This is a genomic window from Rhizobium sp. 2YAF20 (assembly GCF_052114685.1).
Taxonomy (GTDB): Bacteria; Pseudomonadota; Alphaproteobacteria; order Rhizobiales; family Rhizobiaceae; genus Rhizobium.
The window spans coordinates 123,053-144,785 of record NZ_JBFRFF010000004.1; the positions used below are offsets into that span (position 1 = coordinate 123,053).

A 21,733-nucleotide genomic window follows, 5' to 3' on the forward strand; every position below is an offset into this window, starting at 1 on the left:
AATCATATTGTTATCAGGGGAAAATCATTGAATCGTTCAAACGGGCTTTATCTCATCATCGGTGCACTCGTGGTCGTCGTCATCGGTCTTGGAACCTATCTCTATCGCGACGAAAAGAAGCCCGAGGGAATACAGATGAACATCGACAAGAACGGTGTGTCCGTCCAGCAGAATTGACGCCGGCCGGTTGAGCGGCTTCAGGTCCTGATCAGCTTCCAGGACTTGGCCAGTTCTTCCGTCGTCGAAAGCGGCGCCTGCAGCATGAAGCGCTCGGCATCATTGGCTGGACGTCTTGTCTTTGCGCGAGAGCCAATCGGCATGCCGTGGCCAAAGCCGTCCAGAACAACCGATTCGACGATCGGTGTACCGTTGGCATCCAGCCATTGTTGCCGGATTCCACCGTCGAAGCTTTGTGTTGTCGGTTTGGTTGTTTTCTTCGATCCGTGAACGCCAAGCCACTGCGCCACCGACGCATCCGCGTTGGTAACCGACACAACAGAATCGGCGTTTCCATGCCAAATCGAAACGCTCGGGAATTTTGCAGCATCGGGCGAAACCTGTTTCACCAAATTAACCCATTCCCGCTGAGTCCGGCTCGGAGCATTTTTCATCACGGAAAGGGCCGACATGGCATCGCGCGCAGAGCCGAACGGCAGGCCGGCAACGATAGCCCCGGCCTTGAAAAGCTCCGGATAGGTGGCGAGCAAAGCCGATGCCATGGCTCCCCCGGCCGAAAGCCCAACCACGAAAATCCTGCTCACATCGATCGCGTGCCGCTTGCAGGTGAACTCGATCATCTCCCGAATGGAGCCGAGCTCGCCGCGATCGCGTGCGACAGCGCTTGGACGAAACCAGTTGAAACAAAGATTGGAATTGTTGGACGACTTCTGCTCGGGATAGACAACGGCGAAGCCCCCGGCAGACGCCAGCGCCGTCCAGCCCGCGGCAGCGTCGAAATCCTCCGCGTTCTGCATGCAGCCGTGCAAGACGACGACGAGCGGTGCTGAAGAGGCAATCTCTTCCGGCACATATTCCAGCATGCGCAGATTGCCGGGATTGCGCCCGAAACCAGTCACCTCTTGAAGATGCCGGGCGGCTCTGCGCGGTTTTGCCTTGGGTGCCGAGAGCAAGCCAGGAAAGGCCAATTTCTGAAAGGCCATGGGGTCGGCCATAAGACGCCTCACCTGGCTCGGAATTTTCAAACGCATGAGCGACGGTAACCTCTGAGAGCGGGCACAAACCGACGCCACCGGCAACGGCCTCGAAGGACTTCCCCCGAACCACAACGATATTTGTGCGATGCAGCATCAATAGGGCAATGTGAGGCCCATGAACAGGAAAATGGAAAATTGCCGTTACAAATTCTAGGAGGAACCAATTTTGAAGCTGAGCGTCGAACTCGCCGGCCCTGAGATGCTCCAGGACGCGGGGAGCACGCCGCCTTCTGACGTGAGAGGAAAACGATCCTCTCTCTCCTGTCATCGGCCGGCGCGAAACAGTGTTTCAGGCGCTGGCGGCGAAATAACGTTCCTGTGGAGCGTGCCTGTTCAGTTCGGCGTTCATTTTCCGCAAGACAAACGCGGCGTCAAGAAGAAAGGCGGCAGTCTCGTGGTCGGGAGCACTGGACATTCCCTCAGCCAGACTTTCCAATTTGTTTGCCGCCAAAGATGTCGGTACAGCAAATCTCTCAATATGACTGCGCGCCGCCGCATCCGACAACTCTCCTACCATCACGGCAGCATGACGAACGAGAAATCTTCTTTTGTCGGTCGGCGTGCCCTGAAGATCAGCGGCAGCGTTGAATAAGACTCCAATAAACTCGGAAAGCATACCAAACTCCTGACACAACTCGCCTTACGTTAGGCATCACTACATTACGTAAGGTTAAGCAAAAGTAAATGTGTTTTCTCGCCGCAGTTGGCAACAAAGAGTTTATACTTAATCCGCGGCGTGCGGATTTGTACCGAATTGGGATTACGTCTTATGAATAGTCACCTTTCTCCCGGCTGCAGTGTCCCAATTTGATACACAATTCGTCGCATCGACGAGTTCGCGTTTAGAGAAAAAGCATTTAGGCGGATTTATTTTTGATTGGGGCGTTTGCGGGCGACGCCATTCTTTACGCAGGCAGCGTTCTGCAGAACAGAAGATGCGATTTTGTTCAGTGGCAAAGTATGATTTTAACCAGGGATATCAAGGAGATAAATGGTCGGGGCGACAGGATTTGAACCTGCGACCCCTTGACCCCCAGTCAAGTGCGCTACCGGGCTGCGCTACGCCCCGACCTGCCGAAACGGCTTGATGGCATTAGTATTTTGGGTTTGGGAGCGCAAGCGAAAAATGCGATCGGTGGAATCAAAATGGCGCAAAGGGCGCCAAGACCGTGCCTGCCTGTCCGTAGAATAGCCCGAAGGTCAGAAATCCGCGCCTTTGCGCCGGTTGTAGATCGGTCCATGGGATGCTCGCCCCCACAGGTAAACTTATTCCGTGTTTTTACCCGCTCTCACAACTTTTATCTATCATTCAGGCCTTTGCCTATTGGCAATGCCCGCGGCTGGTCCACATCGTTTTGATGGCGACGGTTGGGAGGCAGACCTCCAGTTACGAGCGCCGCCGCGATGGCTCAAAAAGGAAAGAAGCCTATCATGGGAATTTTCTACAAGATCAAGCGCGCGATCTTCGGGGGTCCGGGGAATGCGACGCAAGCAGCTACTGCGGCAGCTCCGTCGCCATCAACTGCGCCGGCCGCGGTCGATGTGACTGCCATTCTCGATCAGGCGGTCGCCAGCAGCGGACAGAAACTTGATTGGCGCCATTCCATCGTCGATCTGATGAAGGCTCTTGAGATGGACGCGACCCTTGCCGAACGCCGTGAACTTGCCGCCGAACTCCATTATATCGGCGACACGCAGGATACAGCGACAATGAACATTTGGCTGCACAAGGCTCTGATGAAGAGGCTTGCAGACAAGGGGGCAAGGTGCCGGCCGATCTTACCGATTGAGCCAAGCCGGTTATCGGGCAAACATTCAGCCCGGCGCCAAGCGTCAGGCTTTTGAATTGGCATTCACTTTGGAACATTGGAGGCCCCCCATGGATTCCTCCATTCAATGTAGGAGAGAGACATGGCCGACACGACATCAACTATGCGAAAACCCGCGCGCGACGATCTTGAGCAAGACGGCGATAGAGACCGGGAGGTCTTTCACCAGGCAGCTGGCGAGATCCTTGATGAAAGGCCTGCTTCGCCGAGGAAAGGCAACCGCGTCAAGCTCGACGCCCGCTCGCGAGGCTCGCTCGCTCTGGATGCACAGAGCAAGCCCGCAGCGCTTAGGGCCGAAAGGCAAATCAAGAAAGCAACAGTGGGCCGCGAGCCCGCCTCCCAAGTTCCGACACTCGGCAGGGATGTTTTGCTGGCGCTTGCGGCGGGTCTTGCCGGTATCATTGTGGGGGGGTTGCTTGCCAGCCGTTGAAAACGCACATCCTGGTGGACCGCCAGATGTGATCGACGGCCATCCCCACCAACGCCGGCCTGTGCCTTAGTTTGCCGCGCGATTGGTCGTCGCCTTGTGGGAGCCAGTGAGCTCACCCATGACGAAGGCCTTGAACAGGGTCCCGTTGGCGTCGTCGGTACTGTAATAGTCGTCATAACCGTGCGCCTGATGGCCGCGCCGGTGGCAATTGTGGTGGTGGTCGCTGACGTTCAAAACGTGCGAGGGCGTCGGCGCTGCCAAATCGGGCATCGTTATCGCCCTTGCGGGTGCAGCGGATGTCGCGGTGACGAACGCGACGACGATTGCTGTCATTGTCAATCCGGCTCGCTTTTGCATGTCTTTACTCCGTGAACGATCGCGAATGAGAAACGTGGAGAGCGCGGCCAAGGTTCCAGCAAGCGCTTGCACCGGAATTCCGTGATTGGGGCGTTCAGGCCTGGCCGACCAACGCCTCCGATCTCGAGCAGAAGGGATGCAGGGTGGCAGGCAGGTTGTCCGCTGCCGCCCCACGAGTTCAGACTTTTTCTTTTTTCTTTACGGGCGCCTTTTGGACCGGCTCGACGGGGGCATCTGGCTTGGGCGCCAGCAGCTTGCGCAGCGAACTGATCTTGTCCTCCACCAATGGGCGGAAACGGCTGGCGCGATAAGGCATGTCGGCCGCACCATAGCCTTCAGGTCCATCGTCATTGCCGCGATGGATTTCCTCGACCTTTATGCCGAGGAATTCGCCGTCGACATAGTGCTTGTACATGCCAACCCAGCGGATCGTGTAAATCTGTCCCTTGCGAATGATCTGGTCGATGCTGACATTCTTGAACTTGTCATCGATGCAGACGACCTTCTGGCCGACGTAGAAATCATTCATGCTGCGATCCTCGTGTCCTTTTCATCCCCAGGTCATTGCTACATATAGGATGCAGCGGTCAATATTTCCGTACTATCATTCGCAAGGAATGGAGATGCCAGTGACATGCTGCGACCGCGTTTTGCACGGCGGAGGATGGCTTTGAAAGCGCCTTAAATAACCCAGCCTCCATCTACCAATTTTCCAATGTTCCCCTAATTCAGTACGTTGCCGTACAAACTGATGCCGAGAGCCATACAATTTTCGCTTGCTGTGATTGCCCCTGGCCTCAAGCAATCCCACGGTCGAATCGAGCCGACAATGTCAACGGAACGCATCGCAGTGCTGGTGGTTGAGGATGAAAGTCTGGTGCGTATGGACATCGTCAATGCGCTGGAAGAGGCGGGCTTCGAGGTGTTCGAGGCGAATAACGCCAGACAGGCGATCGAAGTGCTGAACCGCAACGATCGGATAGACGCGCTATTCACCGATATCGACATGCCTGGCAGCATCGACGGGCTGAAGCTTGCAGCTCTCGTGGGCGACCGCTGGCCCCCTATCAGGATCATTATCACCTCAGGACAAAAGACGCCCCGAGCGCATGAATTGCCGATAAAGGGGGCATTTCTGCCAAAACCTTACACGCCGCACAAGGTCATCGCGACGATCCGCGAGATGGTGGCCGGATCGTAACGGTCGATCTTTACATCTGACCGAACGGCCGCCGATATTCGGCCCCCGGCGCGCCGAAGGCGTCTTTGGCGAAAGCTTCCATACCTCGGCGGTCTCGGACAATAATGCGGCTGCGCTCCGAGGTTATGAGATGGTATCCCTCCAGCACATGCAGTGGCGCCGTTACGCTTGGCCGCCTGATAGCCAGCATTCAGGAGCTCGTGCGTCAGGGCGATCCGATAGCTATCGGTTCTGTCGTCTGTATCGAAATGGTCTGGGCGAGCGGCTGAGCTGCGTGCGCAAGGCGGCGCTTTTCGCCGGACATCCAGCAAAACTCGGTTTTCTATCCAGTGGCCGTGGCCGGCGACCTGATGAATATCGAATAGGGGTCCGACGACGCCTCCAATACCAGAGCTGTTGGCGAGGTGCGCTATCGAACAAATCGCTAATTCGTGACATTCAATTTCTATTCGCTTGCCGAGCATGGAAGGAACCGATGGCGACCTAGACGGTTTACTCTTGCGTAAAAGGAGCAATCCCATGGCAAGAGACGACAAGACGCTTCGCGCCGGCTTTACGGGCTCTCCCGTTGACAAGCAGGAAGGGTTCAAAGGCAGGGCGAAGAGCGCTGCGGCCTTGGTAAAAAGCGAGGCGGGAGCTGTCAGCGCCGTTGCTGCAGACCATCCTCACACCACGTCTACCTTGCTGATCGGGATAACTGCCCTCGCCTTCGGGCTCGGCTATGTTCTGGGGCGGTCGGCCGGTATCGACAGAGCCCCGCGATCCTGGCGATAGAAGCGTCACGCCAGCGATTGACAGACATCCACCCATCTCGCATCGACCAACTCCGCCATACGGTCAGGCGAAATCCGAACGGCCGCATTGATCGCACCGGCGGCGGGAACAACTTCGCCAAAGCGCCGCAGCGATGTATCGCAATAGATAGGGAGTTCGCATATCAGGCCAAAGGGACAAACGCCGCCAACCGGATGGCCGGTCGCAGCCACCACCTCTTCCGCATCCAGCATCCGGGGCTTGCCACCAAGGACATCCCTGAACTTTTTGTTGTCGAGCCTGGCAATGCCGCTGGTGACAATCAGCATGATCGTCTTGCCAACTCTGACGCAAATCGTCTTCGCAATTTGCGCAGGCTCAACACCATGTGCTTCCGCCGCCAGCGCCACCGTTGCGGAGCTGGAGGTCGTCTCGATGATACTGATGTCAGGGGCGCGCAACGAAAAGAAGGCATGGACCGATTGCAAGCTCATGCCGTGAGAATAACCATGCCTTGTGCCTCCCGCAAGAGATGTGCATGTGATAACCTTCCGGGGAACCTTCTCGCCTCTCACGCGTTATAGTTTCAAATTCGGAAGGTGCGCTTATGACCGAGGCGATTGAGACCAACAATATTGAGGAACCGGTGTTTCGCCGCATCTGGAGTGTCGCGGACTTTGCGCGACGATACCGGCTGGGCAAGGAAGAGGAAATAAAATTGATCGCCCGCTTCGGCCCGTTTGCCAGCGAGCCCGAGCTTTTGAAGACGGCTCGTCGCCCTGCCCCATTTTACTGAATAATTGCGTCACCAATCAATTGGACGACCCGCACCGACGAGCGCGGGTCATGCCAATGCGTCGCACCGGGATCAGTGCTTATTCTTGTTGCTCCGCTGCCCGCCCTTCGATTGCTGGTCTCGGCCACCGGCGCGATGATCGGTCGACTGGTCGCTGGAGCTCGTCTGGTTCTTGTCGACAGCACTTTTGTGGCTCTGCTGACCGGCCTTGACGTGCTGTTCGTGGGTACCGCCTTGATTGGCCATTTCTGCTCTCCTTGGGTTTTGACGTGAGACCGGCACCGGTCTCGGGAATAACAACCAAGGTGCGTTGGCCCGGTTCCAAAATTAATATTTCGTGATCGGCCTGGTCTTCGTTCAAGACGCCGGAGCCGCGAAGAAAAAGACCCGGCGCACGTGGCCGGGTCCTTCCTTCCAACCGAACGGAGGTTTGATTAGGTCAGAAGTTGCGCTCGAACCGCAGTATCCCCGCCCACTGATCGGTGTCGGCAGCGTCCCAATTGGTATAGGACACTTCCGGCTGGATCAGCAGGTTCTTGACCGGATACCATTGAACGTTTGCCGTTGCCGCGAAGATCTTTGAGTCCGTGTAGGCGAACTGGGCGTTTGCGGAGAGCTTGTCGTTGATGGGAGCCGTAAAGCCCGTCCAAAGGGCCCAGTCACCCCAGCCGCAATCGGCGCGGTTGGTTGGGCAAGCCGCTCCATCGGAGTTGAGGTTGGTGCCGGCATATTGGTTCAGCTTGCTGCCTTCGGTGTTCCAACCGGCCATGAAGAAGGCCTTGAAGCCGCCGAACGTGGCATCCAGGCGGGCCTTGATGGCGCCCTCTTCGACGATCGAGTCGTAACCGCCGATGACCTTGATCCCCCAGGTGCCTGCCGAATATCCTGCACCCGCCACGACATCCGGCGCATAGTGATTGCCCTTTGCCGTGACCCAGTCATGCGTCGCGGCAGGGTCGGCATCGCCGAAATAGGTGCCGTTGCTGGCGGAATTGGAATCTTCGAGCGAGATCACGGCGGTGAAACCGTTGCCCGCATCGTAGTTGTAGGTGAGCTGGTTCAGCTCATAGGGTCCGTCATAGATGACGTCGTCGTTGGCGACATTGCCCGCATAGCCGACATAGAGATTATACTGACTATCGAGCTTGCCGACGGTCAAGCCGCCAAGGCTTATATTTGCAAACAGAAGCTTCGAGTTCGTGCTGCCCCCGTCGTTCCACTCCCAACGAAAGATCGTGTTCGTTTTCAGCGGGCCATACTCGGTATCGGTAGCAGTATCGATATTGAGTTCGGTTCGATCGTGCCACATCGTCCCGACATGACTTTTCGCATCATAGGCGTCATACCATTCGCCTTCGGTGCGAACCTTCCCGCCAACCTTGAGGCAAGTCTCGGTGCCTGGAATATAGAAGTAACCCTTGCCGTACGCATCGCAAATGCGAACATATTCGAGCGGCTCAGGTTCGGCGCCAACAATGGCGTCAGCCGCCTGCACACCCGATGCAGCTGCCAAAGCGGCCGCAGAGCCGAAAAGAAGGCCCTTTATGTTCATGATAGCTCCCATTCGAATATCCATCGGGCGTGGGCTTTGCGTCTGAGAAGCGACGTGCCGACCAGTGCCCCGATTTGATGATCCTCTACGGATAAAACGAAGCGCCTTGGCTTCGGCGCCGAAATTGAGCCCGCCCCCTGCGGTTGACAAGTTAATAAGTGAAACGAACTATATGCTGCCTTCGCACTTGGCCGCGCCTGTTGCAAAAACGTCACGTACTTTCTAAGCTGCTAAAATATAACAGTTTCGCCGCGCTTTATGTGGGGCCGCTAGCACTTCCCGTGGCTTATGCGCGAATTGCTCCAGGTTGAACGGCTTGGGCAGGAGCGAGCACCAGGGTCGAGGATGCCGTTGTGAATAATGGCGTTGCGCGGATAGCCAGCTGTGTAGAGAGTCTTGATCCCCAGCACATTATCGGTTGCCATGTCAGCCAACTGGCGGCCATTCATCTCCGGCATGACCATATCGGCAAGTAGCAGGTCCACACGCGGCTGAAGGCCCAGCAGTTCAAGTGCCAACTTTGCGTTCCCGGCAGCGATCGCCGTCCGGCATGGCATCGCGCGGATTAACGGCAAGGTTCAGCATTGCGTTTTCAAGCTGGCTCAGATCGGCATATGTCGACCACGGGCCGGCTGCAAGCACGGTCTCGATCCGGATGTTCTCGCCCCGCGACCGACGCCGGAGCTCGGACTCCCCACCGACAAACCTGTTGGCAGCGACCGTCTCCGGAGCCAGGGGCTGGCGGCGAGAAAATGCCAGGAGCCGCCCGCTCAGAACCGCCCCCCGTTGCGCGCCTGGCATTCTTCAACGACCGAATAAGCTTGGGATCCTCCGTGCCGACAAGCCGGCGTTCAACAAGGTCGATGCCGCCGATTATGATCGCGAGCATATTGTTGAAATCATGCGCGACGCCGCCCGTCAGGTGGCCGATCGATTCCATTTTCAGTTGGTGCACTTGCGCCTGGGAAGCCTCGCGCTCGGCAATCTCCTTCTTCAGCGCCGCCGTCCGCTCTTCAACCATGCATTCCAGCAAGCGATTGAAATCAACAAGCTGGGAACGCAGTTCGGCCTGTTTGCGATGGGAGTTGAGAACTATCTGCAGCACCCCAACCATCTCTATGGCGTTGATGACTACCAAACCCGAGCCACTGATTGGCCCCAATCAGTAAAAAGGAACTAAACGGCGGAAGGAAAAATCTCAGAACAATGAAGCCTGTCAGGCAGGCCACAACAATACCCGGCTCCGGGCCGCACAGAAAGCTCGAGATCAAGAAGGTCAGAAACGGGAAGCCATTGAGAGCCTCACCGATCGCTATTCGTATCGCAAGGTCACCGCGATGACGCAGATAGCGATCGGGTAGCTCAACCACGGGTTCCGGCCTGTGGGATCGGTTGCCGCGATCAGATCCATCTAGCGAAATTCCTTTCCCTACAACCAATAGCATCAAACCAAGCGGGAAATCTTTTGCGTATCACCGGAGCGCGAGCAATATAGGGTTGCAAAAATGCTCGCAAACAATCACAGCAGAGCTTGACGCTGTTGCTTCGGGCGCCAATTAAGGCCGTCGTGCGAGTAGGAGAGAGCAGCCATGGGTGAACTGAACGGAAAAATTCTGATCGTCGAGGACGATGCGCTCATCGCCATGCTGCTGGAGGATATGCTTTCCGAATTGTCTTACGAGATCGCCGGCGTTGCTGGCGGTGTTGACGCGGCCATGGCGCTTGCTGAGCGTGTCGCTTTCGATGCAGCCATTCTCGATGTCTCCCTTGCCGGCGACAGCTCTTTGCCAATTGCCAAATTGCTCGACGAGAAGGGCAAGCCGTATATCTTTGCCACCGGCTATGACAGTCTGCCTGAAGACATGGCTCGGAACGGCCGGCATGTCCTTCAAAAACCCTATCAGCTTGACCAGCTTCAATCCGCTCTTGCCAAATTGCCGATCAATTGAAGACCCGCTGCATGGCTTGCACGGCCTGCGTTGGGCCTCAGCGGACTTGATCGAGCAGGCGTTTGCATTCGAGCAGATCGTAGAGCGCCTCCTGCAACAGGGCGCGATCCTCCTTGCCGACACTCGATTTGCCGATCGATATCTCCGACGCATCCTCGTCACCGCTAACGAAATTGAAGAAGCGCCTGCTGATCGGCGCCTTTGCGCGCCCGACGATCTGATCGTCATCGGGGTTGGCTAAGCGCGGCTCGGAGGAAGTCGCCTCCTGTGCGGCCGCCAATGCCTCGACACTTGCAAGATCACCATGGCCGACGGCGACGACAAACTTGTTGCCGTTGGTCTTCAGGAGCTTCTGGACGCCCTTGATCGTATAGCCGTGGTCATAAAGAAGATGTCGGATTCCCTTTAAGAGATCGACGTCTTCCGGCCGGTAATAGCGCCTGCCGCCGCCGCGCTTCATCGGCTTGATCTGCAGAAAACGCGTCTCCCAGAACCGCAGGACGTGCTGCGGCAGATCAAGGTCATCCGCGACTTCGCTGATCGTGCGAAAAGCATCCGGACTCTTGTCCATCGTCAAACTCCCAACCGGACGTCATCGCACCAGTCGCGCGACGACTCACCATATTTCAACGGTTTGACGGGGGAAATTCAAGTTGTTTGTTGGCGTGTTCACAGCAAAGCGGCGACAGGCACTTTGAAACTATCCGAAAATCAACGGCGCCGTCCCTATTCGAAACAGCAAAAATCTCTTGGTAAAACCATCTTCAGGGAGCGGGAATTGCCGGGCGCGCCTTGGTTTTGCGAACCGTATGAGCCTTCAGAATACGGGTCTTCAGCACGTTCGACGCCTTGAACGTCATCACGCGCCGTGGCGAGATCGGCACCTCTTCGCCGGTCTTCGGATTGCGACCAATGCGTTCATTCTTGTCGCGCACCTGGAAGGTCGCAAAGGATGAAAGCTTAACCGTTTCGCCACGAACGATTGCGTTGCAGATCTCGTCTATTACAGTCTCGACAAGCTCCGCCGACTCAGTCCGGGACAGGCCAACTTTCCGGAACACCGACTCAGCCAAGTCTGCGCGTGTCACTGTCTTCGCAGTCATTGTTCCCCGCCCATATTTAAACGAATATCCAGTAAGTCGCACGAGACTATTGCCCTTGCGCCAAACGGTCAAGCTCTTGTTCGGAATCAGATTTTGGTGGTCGACGCGGTTACCAGCGTAGGAGAACCGCGCCCCAGGTGAAGCCGCCGCCCATCGCCTCGAGCATGACCAAATCGCCCTTTTTGATCCGCCCGTCGCCGGCTGCCGCGGCGATGGCAAGAGGGATCGAAGCGGCCGAAGTATTGCCGTGGAGATCGACCGTAATCACAACCTTTTCGGGTGCAATTCCCAACTTGCGGGCCGACCCGTCGATGATGCGTCGGTTGGCCTGGTGCGGCACCAGCCAGTCGAGGTCGTCGGCGGTCGTTCCGGTTGCATCGAAGGTCGCCTGTATGACATCGGTGATCATGCCGACCGCATATTTGAAGACCTCGCGGCCTTCCATGCGCAAACGGCCAACGGTTCCCGTCGATGACGGCCCGCCATCGACGTAGAGCTTTGCCTTATGGGCGCCATCAGATCGCAGGCTCGCCGTCAACACGCCGCGGTCAGAGGTCTTCCCCTCGCCTTCGCCTGCCTCGAGGATCAGCGCGCCGGCGCCGTCGCCGAAGAGGACGCAGGTCGTCCGGTCCGTCCAGTCCAGGATGCGCGAGAAGGTTTCCGCACCGATGATGAGAACGCGCTTTGCCAGGCCGCCCTTGATATAGGCGTCGGCGGTCGTCACTGCGTAGACAAAGCCGCTGCACACGGCCTGCATGTCGAAGGCAAAACCGTGGTGCATGCCGAGACGATTTTGAATATCGACCGCGGTGGCTGGAAAGGTGTTGTCCGGCGTCGACGTCGCAAGGATGATCAGATCGATATCATCAGGGGTGAGGCCGGCATTGTCTAGCGCTGCCCGTGCTGCCTGCTCGCCGAGAGATGCCGTCGTCTCCCCCTCGCCTGCGACATAGCGTTGCCGGATGCCGGTGCGCTGGACAATCCAGTCGTCGGACGTATCCACAACGCCTTCCATCTCGCGATTGGTCATGACACGCTTTGGAAGTGCCGCCCCAAAACCGCGAACTACTGAACGAATCATTCTAACTTTACCCTGTCGATCATGCTACTTCCGGGCCGACGGTCGGCAGACGTCTTGCATGATATCTCTTGAGATCGTTTTCTATTTTCTGAGTAAGGCCATTCTTAGCCATGTCGTAGCCGACATCGATGGCGGCTGCGAAGGCTTCGGCATTGGCGCCGCCGTGGCTCTTGATGACAATGCCGTTGAGGCCGAGAAAAACTCCTCCGTTGACTTTACTCGGATCGAGCTTTTCGCGCAGCATGTCGAAGGCACCCTTGGCAAAGATATAGCCTATCCTTGCCAGAAGGGTGCGGGTCATTGCGGCGCGCAGATATCCGGCGATCTGCTTTGCCGTGCCTTCGGCCGTCTTCAGCGCGATATTGCCCGAAAATCCTTCCGTCACGACCACGTCCACGGTCCCCTTGCCGATATCATCACCTTCGACGAAGCCAGCATATTCAAGCGATTCGAGGTCAGCCTCGCGGATCAGGCGGCCGGCGTCCTTGACGTCTTCCTGGCCCTTCATCTCCTCGACACCGACATTCAGCAGACCAACGGTCGGACGGTCGATTTCGAACAGGGCGCGGGCCATTGCGCCGCCCATCAGCGCGAAATCCAGCAGCTGCTGCGAATCGGCGCCAATCGTCGCGCCGACATCGAGCACGATGCTCTCGCCGCGCAACGTCGGCCAGATCGCCGCGATAGCCGGGCGTTCGATATTGGCCATTGTGCGAAGACAGAATTTGGACATCGCCATCAGCGCGCCGGTGTTGCCCGCAGATACGATGACGTCGGCGTCGCCCGTCTTCACCGCTTCGATCGAGCGCCACATGCTGGACACGTAGCGGCCGCGACGCAGTGCCTGGCTCGGCTTCTCGTCCATCCCGACCGCGACGTCGCAATCGTGAAAGACGGATTTTGCCTTGAGTTTCGGGTATTTGTCGAGGACCGGTTCGCACTGTTCCTTGAGGCCGTACATCAGGAACGTCATGCCGGGATGTCGCTCCAACGCCTTGGCTGCGCCGGGAATGACGACCTCCGGTCCGAAGTCGCCACCCATAAGGTCGAGAGAAATTCTGATCACGCGTCTCTGATCCTTTTTTTCCACCACAGCCGGCGAAATTTGGGCCAAAATACCGTTTTCCCTTCGGGTTACAACTGAATTTTGTCTAAACCCCAAGCGAAAGCTATTCCTTCTTCCAGGCCTTCAAAGCCGCAAAAGGTGACGGCTTGCGATCATCTTCCGCGGTGTCTTCGATATGGGGTTCGAAGTCGAGACCGGGCTTGCGGGGATAGGGATCGATGCCCAGAGCCGCGAATTCCGTAACAACGACGCCGGCGTCGATGGCGTCCCCTTCGAAGGTCTCTGGAATATCAGGACCATCCGGATCGAGGACGATTTCAGCCGTATCGGCCGACGGCGCACGCGCGAGTTTCGATCCCTCGGGAACGAACAACTCGTCGAATTCCTCGTCGATCTCAGATTCGACCGGATCGAGCGATACGACGCAGGCCTGGACCACCTTTGCCGTAACGCGCCCCTTGACGCGGACGCCGTCACGCTTCCAACGCGAAAGCTTGATATTCGCGTCCAGGCGCTCGACGGAGAGCACGCCCCAGAGCGTTGCCAATCCTTGCAGCTCTTGTGCGTTGGCCTTCAGATGCATTTCGACGGGACCGCCCGAAATGCGCCCGACTTTCACCGGGTGCGAAAATGGTCGTTCCGCGTCAACTTCAATGTTCTTCATTTGCGCCTCCTATTCAGGCTTTGGCAGCGTCGCGGAGCCGGTGGCAATGTCCGCTTCTGAAATTGTGGCAAGGTGCGCCTCGGCAGACATCACCCAAGCGGCCAGACCGAGCATTGCCGGAGCACTCTCGTCCGGCTCGGGGTGGATGTTGCGCCGAAGCGCGTCCGCCAGTGCATCAGGATCGTTGCGATCCATTGCAGCGGAGTAGGATTCCAGCCGGCCATAGAACATGCCGGCAAGTTTCTTCATGCGCTTTGGCACGCCGTTGTCACCAATTCCAAGTTCGCGGATCGAATAGTCGATATCCTGGAAAAAAGCATCGACTATTTCCTGGGCGATTTCCTGCCCGCTGGTTTCGGACGATCGCGTGCGGCGAAAAAACAGGATCATGACCAAAGACAACATCTCGAAACGGCCCATGACCGTGTCCGGGACATCGAGCTCGGCATAGAAAGCCTGAAAGCGCGCCGCAGCGTTCAGTGTGGCATATTGCCTGTCGACGATTGCGCGATTGTGATTTCTTTTGCCAAAGAGCCCAAAGATCATGAAAATTCCCGGAATTGGCTCATTCTGATCGCGCTCGAGCGCGTGGCCGTGTTGCATCCATTAGAAAGCTGGTTTACCGAAGCAGGCGCGAATTGCAATGCCGATTGTGCCCGCTTCTGGACCCGCCCCGACCTGTCGTCACGCACCTGCCGCGATTGGTAATGAAGAGTGCCCAACAAACATCGATGGACGTTCCGCTAATCCCGGAAAGGCCATAATGATGTGCACAGCAAGGTATACGGTCGTTCCGGCCATAGGATTGAATACATTAGGGGAGATGTCGTTGAAGCGACGGGATTTCAAGTCTGACAGAACTTTCATCAGCAGTGCCGCCATCGCCTTGATGATCGCCACCGCAGGGCTCACAGGATGCCAGACCGGAGAGGTCCTGAACGGGGGTTACATCTTCGATCAGCAATCGCTCGATCTGGTTCCGGTCGGGTCGAGCCGCGAGCAGGTCCTGCTTTCGCTCGGCACGCCCTCGACCACCGCCACCTTCGACGGCGAGGTCTTCTATTATATCTCCCAGAAGCGCGATCGCCCCGTGGCCTTCATGAAGCCGAAGCTGATCGACCAGAATATTCTGGCGATATATTTCGACAAGGACGGCGTCGTGAAGTCCCGCGCGAACTATTCGCTCAAGGACGGCAAGGTGTTCGACATGGTTTCGCGCACGACCCCGACAGGCGGCAAGGACCTCACCTTCCTGCAACAGATCCTGCTCGGCAGCGGCAACGGCGCAAACGGCGCGAAGAACTTGCTCAACAATCTCAATCCGGGCCAATAACCCGCTCTGGATGGAATGAAAAAACCCGCGAGTTCACCTCGCGGGTTTTTTATTGGCTGCGGGATGCGTCTCAGGCGAGGATAGCGAGCAAAAGCAGCGCGACGATGTTGGTAATCTTGATCGCCGGATTGACCGCTGGACCCGCCGTATCCTTGTAGGGATCGCCGACAGTGTCGCCGGTGATGGAGGCCTTGTGGGCTTCCGAACCCTTCATGTGGCGGACGCCGTCCTTGTCGACGAATCCATCCTCGAAGGATTTCTTGGCATTGTCCCAGGCGCCGCCGCCCGAGGTCATCGAGATTGCCACGAACAGGCCGTTGATGATGACGCCCAAGAGTGACGCGCCAAGCGCTGCAAAGGCTGAGGCCTTGGAGCCCGAGATCAACAGAACGCCGAAATAGACTTCGAGCGGGGCCAGAACCGGCAACAGCGAGGGGATGATCATCTCGCGAATGGCGGCCTTTGTCAGTATATCGACGGCGCGGCCGTAGTCCGGACGTTCGGTGCCCTGCATGATGCCGGGCTTCTCGCGGAACTGCCGGCGGACTTCCTCGACGATGGCGCCTGCCGCACGGCCGACCGCGGTCATGGCGATGCCGCCGAAGAGATACGGAATGAGGCCGCCGAACAACAGGCCGGCCACGACATAGGGGTTCGACAGATCGAAGGAAATCTCACCGATGTTGGCGAAATAAGGAAACTGATCGCCATGTGCTGCGAAATATTTGAGATCGTTCGAATAGGCGGCGAAGAGGACAAGCGCGCCGAGGCCGGCAGAGCCGATAGCGTAGCCCTTGGTGACAGCCTTGGTGGTGTTGCCGACGGCATCGAGCGCGTCGGTCGATTTACGCACTTCAGGCGGCAGGTGAGCCATTTCGGCAATGCCGCCGGCATTGTCGGTGACGGGACCGAATGCATCGAGCGCGACGATCATGCCGGCGAGACCAAGCATCGCGGTGACTGCAATGCCAGTGCCGAACAGGCCGGCAAGCTGATAGGTCAAAAGGATGCCGCCGACGATGACGAGTGCGGGCAGCGCGGTTGATTCAAGCGACACCGCCAGACCCTGAATGACGTTGGTGCCGTGGCCGGTGACCGACGCCTGGGCGATGGACACCACCGGCCGCTTGCCGGTGCCGGTATAGTATTCGGTGATGACGACGATCAAAGCGGTGACGAGCAATCCGACCAGGCCGCAATAGAACAAGTGCGTACCGGTCACGTCAGCGCCGCCGACTGTGCCGATCGAACCCCAGCCGATGGTGAGCGACGTGGCGGCTCCCAATCCGAGGATGGACAGCAGGCCGGTTGCAATCAGTCCCTTGTAGAGCGCGCCCATGATCGAGCCGTTGGCGCCGAGCTTGACGAAGAAGGTGCCGATGATCGAGGTGATGATACAGGCGCCGCAGATCGCCAGCGGATAGACCATCGCGGAGGCAAGGATCGGCGTGCCGGCAAAGAAGATCGAGGCAAGGACCATGGTCGCGACGACGGAGACGGCATAGGTCTCGAACAGGTCGGCCGCCATGCCGGCGCAGTCGCCGACGTTGTCGCCGACGTTGTCCGCAATCGTTGCCGGGTTGCGCGGGTCGTCTTCCGGAATGCCGGCTTCCACCTTGCCGACCAGATCGCCGCCGACGTCTGCACCCTTGGTGAAGATACCGCCGCCAAGGCGGGCGAAGATCGAAATGAGCGAAGCACCGAACCCGAGCGCCACCAGCGCATCGACGACGGCACGAGACCCGACGGGATAACCGACCAGGTTGGTCAATACGAAATAATAGATGGAGACGCCAAGCAGCGCGAGGCCGGCAACAAGCATGCCCGTGATCGCGCCGGACTTGAAGGCGATCTCGAGGCCAGCAGCCAGGCTGTGCGAGGCGGCCTGGGCTGTGCGGACATTGGCGCGAACGGACACGTGCATGCCGATAAAGCCGGCCGCACCGGACAGCACAGCGCCGATCAGGAAGCCAATCGCGGCGGCGCCCGAAAGCAGGAGCCAGGCGGCGATGAAGACGACGATACCGACAATGGCAATGGTTCTATATTGGCGCGTCAGGTAAGCCTGCGCTCCCTCACGAATATATCCGGCAATTTCCTGCATGCGAGCATTGCCCTGATCGGCAGCCAGCACTGATTTGGTTGCCCAGGCGGCGTACAGCACCGAAAGCAGGCCGCACGCAATAACGCCCAACAATATGATCATTTCGCTCTTTCCTCCAATTGGCCGGTAGCTCACTCCTTCCCGGCAGCAAGCAACATCAGCCCGTCTCCTCCTCCAAGGACGGCGGGTTTTTGTGCAAGGCGAGATTGCGTGCGGGAAAACGTCGCGTCAAGACTGCCCGCGAGCAAAACTCGCTAGGTTTCAAAAGAATATTGGGAAATGCGTCGCTCGACGAAGATGCTGCAATCTCTGCGTTTTCGCGATGGTGCCCTACATCCGAAAACGCCTTGCAGGATCGCGCCGCTCAACCTGGAGCTGACGCGATGGCAGCGATAAGAATCACTGCGAAACGCTATTTCCTGGTCTCGCCGCGGACCTGTTTGGCGATGCGGTCGAGAACGGCGTTGACGAGCTTCGGCTCGTCCTCGTCGAAGAAGGCGTGTGCGATCTCGACATATTCCGTGACGATGACAGGGACAGGGACATCCTTGCGATCGAGGATCTCGAAGGTGCCGGCGCGCAAAATGGCGCGAACCGTACTGTCGAGCCTGGAAAGCGCCCAGTCATCCTGCAGCGCCGAGCCGATCAGCGGGTCGAGACGGACCTGCTCGCGCACGACACCTGAAACGATTGAGCGGAACCAGGAGGCATCGGCCTTGAGATAGGTCTCGCCATCGAGCTCCTGGCCGAGGCGATGGGTTTCGTATTCGGCAACGACTTCGAGCACGCCGGTTCCGCCGACATCCATCTGGTAGAGCGCCTGCACGGCGGCAAGACGCGCTGCGCCCCGCTGGTTCGCTGTTTTGGCCGGCCGCTCGATATCGTCGTTGCTCATCTCTTATGCACCCAATTTTTGCTTCAGCGCGATCATGGTCAGCGCAGCGCGGGCAGCAAAGCCGCCCTTGTCCTTTTCCGTCCGACGCACACGCGTCCATGCCTGCTCGTCGTTTTCAACGGTCAGGATGCCATTGCCGATCGCCAGCGACTCGCTGACCGACAGGTCCATCAAGGCACGCGAAGACTCGTTCGAGACGATATCGAAATGATAGGTCTCCCCGCGAATAACCATACCCAACGCCACGAAGCCATCATACTCCGTTCCGCCGTTGTCCGCACCATCAAGCGCCATGGCGATAGCGGCGGGGATTTCGAGCGCACCGGGAACCGTGACGATGTCATAGGTGGCGCCGGCTTCTTCGAGCGCGACCTTGGCGCCGTCGAGGAGTGCATCCGCCATGTCATCATAAAATCGCGCTTCAACGATCAAAATATGCGAGTTGGAAGAACCGGACATATGACACCTGAATGTGGGAGGGGGCTGGGGAATGCCTGCGGCGGGTCAAACCATGCCGCACCGCGCTTGGCAAGTGTTTTTCAGCCTTTGTGAGCCATTAGGAAGATTTGGATCGCGCAATTTGCGTCTTCCTCCGAACCATTCGCTCAGGTAACAATCAACCCCCATGATGGAGGCACCTTGTGACAGACACCGTCAAATCCACCGTCAATATCGGCGAACTCCAGCTTGATCACTGGCGCCAGGGGGAGTTCTACGAAGGCCGTGACGTCTCCTTCGGCGCTCTTCTCGGGCTGAAGGATCTCGGCATCAGCTATAACGAGGTGCCGCCCGGCAAATCCGGCTGCCCGTTTCACAATCACCATGTCGAGGAAGAGCTGTTCTTCATCGCCGCGGGAGAAGGCGAATATCGCATCGGTGAAAGGCGCATCCCTGTCGCGAAGGGCGACGTTCTCAGCGCTCCGGCCGGCGGCCCAGAGACGGCGCATCAGCTGATCAATACCGGCGCGGTGCCGCTCGTCTATCTCGCCATATCGACCACGGCAAAGACCGAGATCGTCGAATATCCCGATTCCGGCAAGTTCCTCGCCAAGACCAATCGGGGCGCTGACGGAAAATCGCATTTCCGTTTCATCGGTCGCGACCACGTGTCCGTAGACTACTGGGACGGGGAACCAGGCGCTTGACTAGGGATATCGGACCTCTCGACGCCGAGGCGGGACTTGTCTCCATTCCCACCATCAATACCGAGCGCCTGATCCTTCGACCGCATCGGCTCAGCGACTTCGAGGCCTGCGCCGCACTTTGGGGCGATCCCGATGTGGTGCGTTTTATCGGCGACGTACCGTTCAAGCGCGAGCAGAGCTGGGGGCGGCTGCTTTGCTACAGGGGTAGCTGGCATTTGCTTGGCTTCGGATTTTGGGCGATCGAGGAACGAGGTAGCGGCACCTTCATTGGCGAGGCGGGGTTCCTGGAGGCAAGGCGGAATATGACGCCGTCGATCGAAGGGACGCTTGAGACCGGCTGGGTGTTGCGGCCGGCCGCTCATGGAAAAGGCTACGCCACGGAAGCACTGAGCGCGATCGTCGACTGGGGCCAGACACGCTTCCCGGAAAAGACGATGAACTGCATCGTCGATCCTGAAAACGCTGCGTCGCTTCGCGTCGCGGCGAAACTCGGCTTCCGCGAGGTTACGCGCGCAAACTACAACGGCGAGGTCATCCTTTTGTCGCGCTAGGAAACTCTGCGAGCCTTGCGGCATAGCGGGCCATGGTGTCGACTTCGAAATTGACGAAATCGCCCGCGCGCCGTTCGCCCCAGGTCGTAACCTCGAGCGTGTGGCGGATGAGGAGGACGTCGAAATCGGTGCCGTCGACCGCGTTCACCGTCAGCGATGTTCCGTCGAGCGCAATCGAGCCCTTGGGAGCGACGAAGCGAGCGAGATGCTCTGGCGCCCGCAGACGATAACGCGTGGCCTCGCCTTCTTCCGTCACCGACAATATCTCGGCTTTACCGTCGATATGACCGGAGACGATATGCCCGCCGAGCTCGTCGCCGATCTTGAGCGATCGCTCGAGATTGACGTGCGTGCCGGATGCCCATGTCCCGATGGTGGTCAGACGCAGCGCTTCTTCCCAGGCTTCGACCTCGAACCAGCGATCGTTGCTGCCATCCTCCGGCAGGCCGGTCACGGTCAGGCAAATGCCGGAATGGGAAATCGACGCGCCCATATCGATCGTCTTTGGATCATAGCTTGTCGCAACGCGCAGCTTGATGCCCTCCTTCATCGGAGACACCTGTTCGACCGTACCGACGTCAGTGACAATTCCGGTAAACATCAATTCTCTCTTTCGTATTCGTCGCAACGATCTTCGCCATAAAAGCGGGTGCCGACGGAAGTGAAACCCGACGGGATATCGGTTCTGGTGACGGGCGATTCAATACCACCCTCGCCGATCGTTCCCGGTCCTTGAAAGAGCAGGATGCGGTCCACTAGCCGGGCGTCGAGGAAATTGCGCGCAGCCCGCGCGCCGCCTTCGATCAGCAGCGAGGAGAGGCCGCGAGAGCCGAGTGCCGTCAGAAGATTGCCCGGCTGCCTCGAATCGCATTGCAGCACCTCGACGCCAGCCGCATCCAGAGCGGCGCGCCGCGCCATGAAGGCCTCGTCCGTGCTATCGTCGAAGGAGGGTGGCTCGGCTGCGACGGCAATGACGGGCACCTGCCTAACTGTTCGCACCAGCCTGCTTGTTAGCGGCAACCTCAATTCGTCATCGAGGATGATGCGGATCGGCGATCGGTCCTCGAGGCGCGGCAGACGGCAGGTCAATTCCGGATCATCCGCTATCGCGGTTCCGATGCCGACGAGGATCGCGTCGCTTTCGGCGCGCAGGTGCTGCACTGCTGAGCGCGACTCGACGCCGGTGATCGGCACCTGCCCCTCGCCTATCCGGCCGATCATTCCATCTGACGAAACGGCAAGTTTCAGAGTCACATAGGGACGGCCGTTCGTCTGGCGCATGAGATAACCGGCGAGCGAGCGACGACCCTCCTGCTCGAGCACGCCGGTAACAACCTCGATGCCTGCCTTGCGGAGCATATCAAGGCCGCGGCCCGCCACCCGCGCGTCAGGATCGATGACGCTGACAACGACGCGGGCAACGCCGGCGGCGATCAGCGCATTGGCGCAGGGCGGCGTCTTGCCGAAATGGGAGCAGGGTTCGAGTGTCACATAGGCCGTCGCGCCGCGGGCGCCCTTGCCCGCTTCGGCCAGCGCCTGTGGCTCGGCATGCGGTCTTCCGCCGACGGCGGTCACGCCACGGCCGATCTCGATGCCGTCTTTGACGATGATGCAGCCGACGGAGGGATTGGTCGACGTAAGACCAAGGTGTTCCAGGCCAAGGGCGATCGCCTCAGCCATAAACCTTTCGTCATCAGCCGCGCTTGCCAT

27 protein-coding genes, 1 tRNA gene and 3 pseudogenes are annotated in these 21,733 nt (G+C 58.4%); 10 read left to right on the forward strand and 21 right to left on the reverse strand.

The window, feature by feature from the left end; all coding sequences use genetic code 11:
• Nucleotides 1-27 precede the first annotated feature (27 nt).
• Nucleotides 28-177: a hypothetical protein gene (locus tag AB4Z52_RS08180; RefSeq protein WP_442217418.1), complete on the forward strand. Its 150-nt coding sequence runs from the start codon at nucleotides 28-30 to the stop codon at nucleotides 175-177.
• 20 nt (nucleotides 178-197) lie between these two features.
• Here AB4Z52_RS08180 and AB4Z52_RS08185 read toward each other — a convergent pair whose 3' ends face one another.
• From AB4Z52_RS08185 to AB4Z52_RS08195, 3 genes are all read right to left on the reverse strand, one after another.
• Nucleotides 198-1,172 carry an extracellular catalytic domain type 1 short-chain-length polyhydroxyalkanoate depolymerase gene (locus AB4Z52_RS08185; RefSeq protein WP_442217419.1) on the reverse strand — a complete coding sequence of 325 codons (975 nt, stop codon included), beginning with the start codon at nucleotides 1,170-1,172 and terminating at the stop codon, nucleotides 198-200.
• Between the two features lie 331 nt (nucleotides 1,173-1,503).
• Nucleotides 1,504-1,830 carry a hypothetical protein gene (locus tag AB4Z52_RS08190; protein ID WP_442217420.1) on the reverse strand — a complete coding sequence of 109 codons (327 nt, stop codon included), beginning with the start codon at nucleotides 1,828-1,830 and terminating at the stop codon, nucleotides 1,504-1,506.
• A gap of 376 nt (nucleotides 1,831-2,206) precedes the next feature.
• Nucleotides 2,207-2,283, reverse strand: a tRNA-Pro gene (locus tag AB4Z52_RS08195).
• Nucleotides 2,284-2,645: 362 nt separating this feature from the next.
• Between AB4Z52_RS08195 and AB4Z52_RS08200 the strand changes: the two are divergent.
• A pseudogene (locus AB4Z52_RS08200) lies at nucleotides 2,646-3,004 on the forward strand (DUF3597 domain-containing protein).
• 121 nt (nucleotides 3,005-3,125) lie between these two features.
• Nucleotides 3,126-3,473 (forward strand): hypothetical protein, encoded by a 348-nt coding sequence (locus AB4Z52_RS08205; RefSeq protein WP_442217421.1) that lies wholly within the window; start codon nucleotides 3,126-3,128, stop codon nucleotides 3,471-3,473.
• Between the two features lie 66 nt (nucleotides 3,474-3,539).
• Here AB4Z52_RS08205 and AB4Z52_RS08210 read toward each other — a convergent pair whose 3' ends face one another.
• Complete coding sequence (locus tag AB4Z52_RS08210; RefSeq protein ID WP_442217422.1) at nucleotides 3,540-3,830, reverse strand: hypothetical protein; 291 nt, start codon at nucleotides 3,828-3,830, stop codon at nucleotides 3,540-3,542.
• Between the two features lie 178 nt (nucleotides 3,831-4,008).
• Nucleotides 4,009-4,359 (reverse strand): CAP-Gly domain protein, encoded by a 351-nt coding sequence (locus tag AB4Z52_RS08215; protein WP_442217423.1) that lies wholly within the window; start codon nucleotides 4,357-4,359, stop codon nucleotides 4,009-4,011.
• 300 nt (nucleotides 4,360-4,659) lie between these two features.
• On the opposite strand from AB4Z52_RS08215, the gene AB4Z52_RS08220 reads away from it, so the two are divergent.
• Nucleotides 4,660-5,031, forward strand: coding sequence for a response regulator (locus tag AB4Z52_RS08220; protein ID WP_442217424.1), 372 nt, complete (start codon nucleotides 4,660-4,662; stop codon nucleotides 5,029-5,031).
• A 10-nt stretch (nucleotides 5,032-5,041) separates the two neighbouring features.
• Here AB4Z52_RS08220 and AB4Z52_RS08225 read toward each other — a convergent pair.
• Nucleotides 5,042-5,267, reverse strand: a pseudogene (locus tag AB4Z52_RS08225) (Crp/Fnr family transcriptional regulator); the annotation flags it as partial.
• 283 nt (nucleotides 5,268-5,550) lie between these two features.
• On the opposite strand from AB4Z52_RS08225, the gene AB4Z52_RS08230 reads away from it, so the two are divergent.
• Nucleotides 5,551-5,805, forward strand: a complete 255-nt coding sequence (locus AB4Z52_RS08230; protein ID WP_442217425.1) for a hypothetical protein — start codon at nucleotides 5,551-5,553, stop codon at nucleotides 5,803-5,805.
• A 5-nt stretch (nucleotides 5,806-5,810) separates the two neighbouring features.
• Here the strand turns inward: AB4Z52_RS08230 and AB4Z52_RS08235 are convergent, their stop codons facing one another.
• On the reverse strand, nucleotides 5,811-6,278 hold the full coding sequence (locus AB4Z52_RS08235; protein WP_442217426.1) for a YbaK/EbsC family protein: 468 nt from the start codon (nucleotides 6,276-6,278) through the stop codon (nucleotides 5,811-5,813).
• Nucleotides 6,279-6,391: 113 nt separating this feature from the next.
• On the opposite strand from AB4Z52_RS08235, the gene AB4Z52_RS08240 reads away from it, so the two are divergent.
• Entirely contained in the window at nucleotides 6,392-6,580 is a 189-nt protein-coding gene (locus AB4Z52_RS08240; protein ID WP_442217427.1) for a hypothetical protein, read from the forward strand.
• A gap of 72 nt (nucleotides 6,581-6,652) precedes the next feature.
• On the opposite strand, the gene AB4Z52_RS08245 is transcribed toward AB4Z52_RS08240, so the two are convergent.
• From AB4Z52_RS08245 to AB4Z52_RS08255, 3 genes and pseudogenes are all read right to left on the reverse strand, one after another.
• The gene (locus tag AB4Z52_RS08245) at nucleotides 6,653-6,826 is read right to left on the reverse strand and encodes a hypothetical protein (RefSeq protein ID WP_442217428.1); all 174 of its coding nucleotides are present in this window, start codon (nucleotides 6,824-6,826) and stop codon (nucleotides 6,653-6,655) included.
• Nucleotides 6,827-7,019: 193 nt separating this feature from the next.
• A complete protein-coding gene (locus AB4Z52_RS08250; protein WP_442217429.1) occupies nucleotides 7,020-8,132 on the reverse strand; it encodes a porin in 1,113 nt (370 codons plus the stop codon).
• Between the two features lie 222 nt (nucleotides 8,133-8,354).
• A pseudogene (locus AB4Z52_RS08255) lies at nucleotides 8,355-9,195 on the reverse strand (hypothetical protein); the annotation flags it as partial.
• 526 nt (nucleotides 9,196-9,721) lie between these two features.
• Here AB4Z52_RS08255 and AB4Z52_RS08260 point away from each other — a divergent pair.
• A complete protein-coding gene (locus tag AB4Z52_RS08260; RefSeq protein WP_442217430.1) occupies nucleotides 9,722-10,081 on the forward strand; it encodes a response regulator in 360 nt (119 codons plus the stop codon).
• Nucleotides 10,082-10,118: 37 nt separating this feature from the next.
• On the opposite strand, the gene AB4Z52_RS08265 is transcribed toward AB4Z52_RS08260, so the two are convergent.
• The 6 genes from AB4Z52_RS08265 to AB4Z52_RS08290 all read right to left on the reverse strand — a co-directional run bounded on the left by AB4Z52_RS08265 (nucleotide 10,119) and on the right by AB4Z52_RS08290 (nucleotide 14,598).
• Entirely contained in the window at nucleotides 10,119-10,658 is a 540-nt protein-coding gene (locus tag AB4Z52_RS08265; protein ID WP_442217431.1) for a MerR family transcriptional regulator, read from the reverse strand.
• A gap of 187 nt (nucleotides 10,659-10,845) precedes the next feature.
• Complete coding sequence (locus AB4Z52_RS08270) at nucleotides 10,846-11,184, reverse strand: integration host factor subunit alpha (protein ID WP_442217432.1); 339 nt, start codon at nucleotides 11,182-11,184, stop codon at nucleotides 10,846-10,848.
• Between the two features lie 109 nt (nucleotides 11,185-11,293).
• The gene (locus tag AB4Z52_RS08275) at nucleotides 11,294-12,265 is read right to left on the reverse strand and encodes a beta-ketoacyl-ACP synthase III (protein WP_442217433.1); all 972 of its coding nucleotides are present in this window, start codon (nucleotides 12,263-12,265) and stop codon (nucleotides 11,294-11,296) included.
• 19 nt (nucleotides 12,266-12,284) lie between these two features.
• Complete coding sequence (gene plsX, locus AB4Z52_RS08280) at nucleotides 12,285-13,331, reverse strand: phosphate acyltransferase PlsX (RefSeq protein WP_442217434.1); 1,047 nt, start codon at nucleotides 13,329-13,331, stop codon at nucleotides 12,285-12,287.
• A 103-nt stretch (nucleotides 13,332-13,434) separates the two neighbouring features.
• Nucleotides 13,435-13,995: a YceD family protein gene (locus AB4Z52_RS08285; protein WP_442217435.1), complete on the reverse strand. Its 561-nt coding sequence runs from the start codon at nucleotides 13,993-13,995 to the stop codon at nucleotides 13,435-13,437.
• A 9-nt stretch (nucleotides 13,996-14,004) separates the two neighbouring features.
• Nucleotides 14,005-14,598, reverse strand: a complete 594-nt coding sequence (locus tag AB4Z52_RS08290) for a ubiquinol-cytochrome C chaperone family protein (protein ID WP_442217436.1) — start codon at nucleotides 14,596-14,598, stop codon at nucleotides 14,005-14,007.
• Nucleotides 14,599-14,818: 220 nt separating this feature from the next.
• On the opposite strand from AB4Z52_RS08290, the gene AB4Z52_RS08295 reads away from it, so the two are divergent.
• Nucleotides 14,819-15,328, forward strand: coding sequence for an outer membrane protein assembly factor BamE (locus AB4Z52_RS08295; protein ID WP_442217588.1), 510 nt, complete (start codon nucleotides 14,819-14,821; stop codon nucleotides 15,326-15,328).
• Nucleotides 15,329-15,398: 70 nt separating this feature from the next.
• Here the strand turns inward: AB4Z52_RS08295 and AB4Z52_RS08300 are convergent, their stop codons facing one another.
• The 3 genes from AB4Z52_RS08300 to ribH all read right to left on the reverse strand — a co-directional run bounded on the left by AB4Z52_RS08300 (nucleotide 15,399) and on the right by ribH (nucleotide 18,786).
• Entirely contained in the window at nucleotides 15,399-17,534 is a 2,136-nt protein-coding gene (locus AB4Z52_RS08300; protein ID WP_442217437.1) for a sodium-translocating pyrophosphatase, read from the reverse strand.
• A gap of 310 nt (nucleotides 17,535-17,844) precedes the next feature.
• Nucleotides 17,845-18,327 (reverse strand): transcription antitermination factor NusB, encoded by a 483-nt coding sequence (nusB, locus tag AB4Z52_RS08305; RefSeq protein WP_442217438.1) that lies wholly within the window; start codon nucleotides 18,325-18,327, stop codon nucleotides 17,845-17,847.
• 3 nt (nucleotides 18,328-18,330) lie between these two features.
• Nucleotides 18,331-18,786, reverse strand: a complete 456-nt coding sequence (gene ribH, locus AB4Z52_RS08310) for a 6,7-dimethyl-8-ribityllumazine synthase (RefSeq protein WP_442217439.1) — start codon at nucleotides 18,784-18,786, stop codon at nucleotides 18,331-18,333.
• 182 nt (nucleotides 18,787-18,968) lie between these two features.
• On the opposite strand from ribH, the gene AB4Z52_RS08315 reads away from it, so the two are divergent.
• Nucleotides 18,969-19,472 carry a cupin domain-containing protein gene (locus tag AB4Z52_RS08315; RefSeq protein ID WP_442217440.1) on the forward strand — a complete coding sequence of 168 codons (504 nt, stop codon included), beginning with the start codon at nucleotides 18,969-18,971 and terminating at the stop codon, nucleotides 19,470-19,472.
• Nucleotides 19,469-20,023 carry a GNAT family N-acetyltransferase gene (locus AB4Z52_RS08320; protein ID WP_442217441.1) on the forward strand — a complete coding sequence of 185 codons (555 nt, stop codon included), beginning with the start codon at nucleotides 19,469-19,471 and terminating at the stop codon, nucleotides 20,021-20,023. The genes AB4Z52_RS08315 and AB4Z52_RS08320 overlap by 4 nt, the downstream gene beginning before the upstream one ends.
• Here the strand turns inward: AB4Z52_RS08320 and AB4Z52_RS08325 are convergent.
• Nucleotides 20,004-20,624, reverse strand: a complete 621-nt coding sequence (locus tag AB4Z52_RS08325; protein ID WP_442217442.1) for a riboflavin synthase — start codon at nucleotides 20,622-20,624, stop codon at nucleotides 20,004-20,006. The two genes, AB4Z52_RS08320 and AB4Z52_RS08325, sit on opposite strands and share 20 nt — an antisense overlap.
• On the reverse strand, nucleotides 20,624-21,733 hold the full coding sequence (gene ribD, locus AB4Z52_RS08330) for a bifunctional diaminohydroxyphosphoribosylaminopyrimidine deaminase/5-amino-6-(5-phosphoribosylamino)uracil reductase RibD (protein ID WP_442217443.1): 1,110 nt from the start codon (nucleotides 21,731-21,733) through the stop codon (nucleotides 20,624-20,626). The genes AB4Z52_RS08325 and ribD overlap by 1 nt, the downstream gene beginning before the upstream one ends.

What these genes read in the sequence shown, in the direction of transcription:
- AB4Z52_RS08185 (WP_442217419.1), bottom strand. Translation starts at nt 1,172, where the DNA reads ATGGCCGACCCCATGGCCTTTCAGAAATTGGCCTTTCCTGGCTTGCTC.
- AB4Z52_RS08190 (WP_442217420.1), bottom strand. Translation starts at nt 1,830, where the DNA reads ATGCTTTCCGAGTTTATTGGAGTCTTATTCAACGCTGCCGCTGATCTT.
- AB4Z52_RS08205 (WP_442217421.1), top strand. Translation starts at nt 3,126, where the DNA reads ATGGCCGACACGACATCAACTATGCGAAAACCCGCGCGCGACGATCTT.
- AB4Z52_RS08210 (WP_442217422.1), bottom strand. Translation starts at nt 3,830, where the DNA reads ATGCAAAAGCGAGCCGGATTGACAATGACAGCAATCGTCGTCGCGTTC.
- AB4Z52_RS08215 (WP_442217423.1), bottom strand. Translation starts at nt 4,359, where the DNA reads ATGAATGATTTCTACGTCGGCCAGAAGGTCGTCTGCATCGATGACAAG.
- AB4Z52_RS08220 (WP_442217424.1), top strand. Translation starts at nt 4,660, where the DNA reads ATGTCAACGGAACGCATCGCAGTGCTGGTGGTTGAGGATGAAAGTCTG.
- AB4Z52_RS08230 (WP_442217425.1), top strand. Translation starts at nt 5,551, where the DNA reads ATGGCAAGAGACGACAAGACGCTTCGCGCCGGCTTTACGGGCTCTCCC.
- AB4Z52_RS08235 (WP_442217426.1), bottom strand. Translation starts at nt 6,278, where the DNA reads ATGAGCTTGCAATCGGTCCATGCCTTCTTTTCGTTGCGCGCCCCTGAC.
- AB4Z52_RS08240 (WP_442217427.1), top strand. Translation starts at nt 6,392, where the DNA reads ATGACCGAGGCGATTGAGACCAACAATATTGAGGAACCGGTGTTTCGC.
- AB4Z52_RS08245 (WP_442217428.1), bottom strand. Translation starts at nt 6,826, where the DNA reads ATGGCCAATCAAGGCGGTACCCACGAACAGCACGTCAAGGCCGGTCAG.
- AB4Z52_RS08250 (WP_442217429.1), bottom strand. Translation starts at nt 8,132, where the DNA reads ATGAACATAAAGGGCCTTCTTTTCGGCTCTGCGGCCGCTTTGGCAGCT.
- AB4Z52_RS08260 (WP_442217430.1), top strand. Translation starts at nt 9,722, where the DNA reads ATGGGTGAACTGAACGGAAAAATTCTGATCGTCGAGGACGATGCGCTC.
- AB4Z52_RS08270 (WP_442217432.1), bottom strand. Translation starts at nt 11,184, where the DNA reads ATGACTGCGAAGACAGTGACACGCGCAGACTTGGCTGAGTCGGTGTTC.
- AB4Z52_RS08275 (WP_442217433.1), bottom strand. Translation starts at nt 12,265, where the DNA reads ATGATTCGTTCAGTAGTTCGCGGTTTTGGGGCGGCACTTCCAAAGCGT.
- AB4Z52_RS08285 (WP_442217435.1), bottom strand. Translation starts at nt 13,995, where the DNA reads ATGAAGAACATTGAAGTTGACGCGGAACGACCATTTTCGCACCCGGTG.
- AB4Z52_RS08290 (WP_442217436.1), bottom strand. Translation starts at nt 14,598, where the DNA reads ATGCAACACGGCCACGCGCTCGAGCGCGATCAGAATGAGCCAATTCCG.
- AB4Z52_RS08295 (WP_442217588.1), top strand. Translation starts at nt 14,819, where the DNA reads ATGTCGTTGAAGCGACGGGATTTCAAGTCTGACAGAACTTTCATCAGC.
- AB4Z52_RS08300 (WP_442217437.1), bottom strand. Translation starts at nt 17,534, where the DNA reads ATGATCATATTGTTGGGCGTTATTGCGTGCGGCCTGCTTTCGGTGCTG.
- nusB (WP_442217438.1), bottom strand. Translation starts at nt 18,327, where the DNA reads ATGAGCAACGACGATATCGAGCGGCCGGCCAAAACAGCGAACCAGCGG.
- ribH (WP_442217439.1), bottom strand. Translation starts at nt 18,786, where the DNA reads ATGTCCGGTTCTTCCAACTCGCATATTTTGATCGTTGAAGCGCGATTT.
- AB4Z52_RS08325 (WP_442217442.1), bottom strand. Translation starts at nt 20,624, where the DNA reads ATGTTTACCGGAATTGTCACTGACGTCGGTACGGTCGAACAGGTGTCT.
- ribD (WP_442217443.1), bottom strand. Translation starts at nt 21,733, where the DNA reads ATGGCAAGCGCGGCTGATGACGAAAGGTTTATGGCTGAGGCGATCGCC.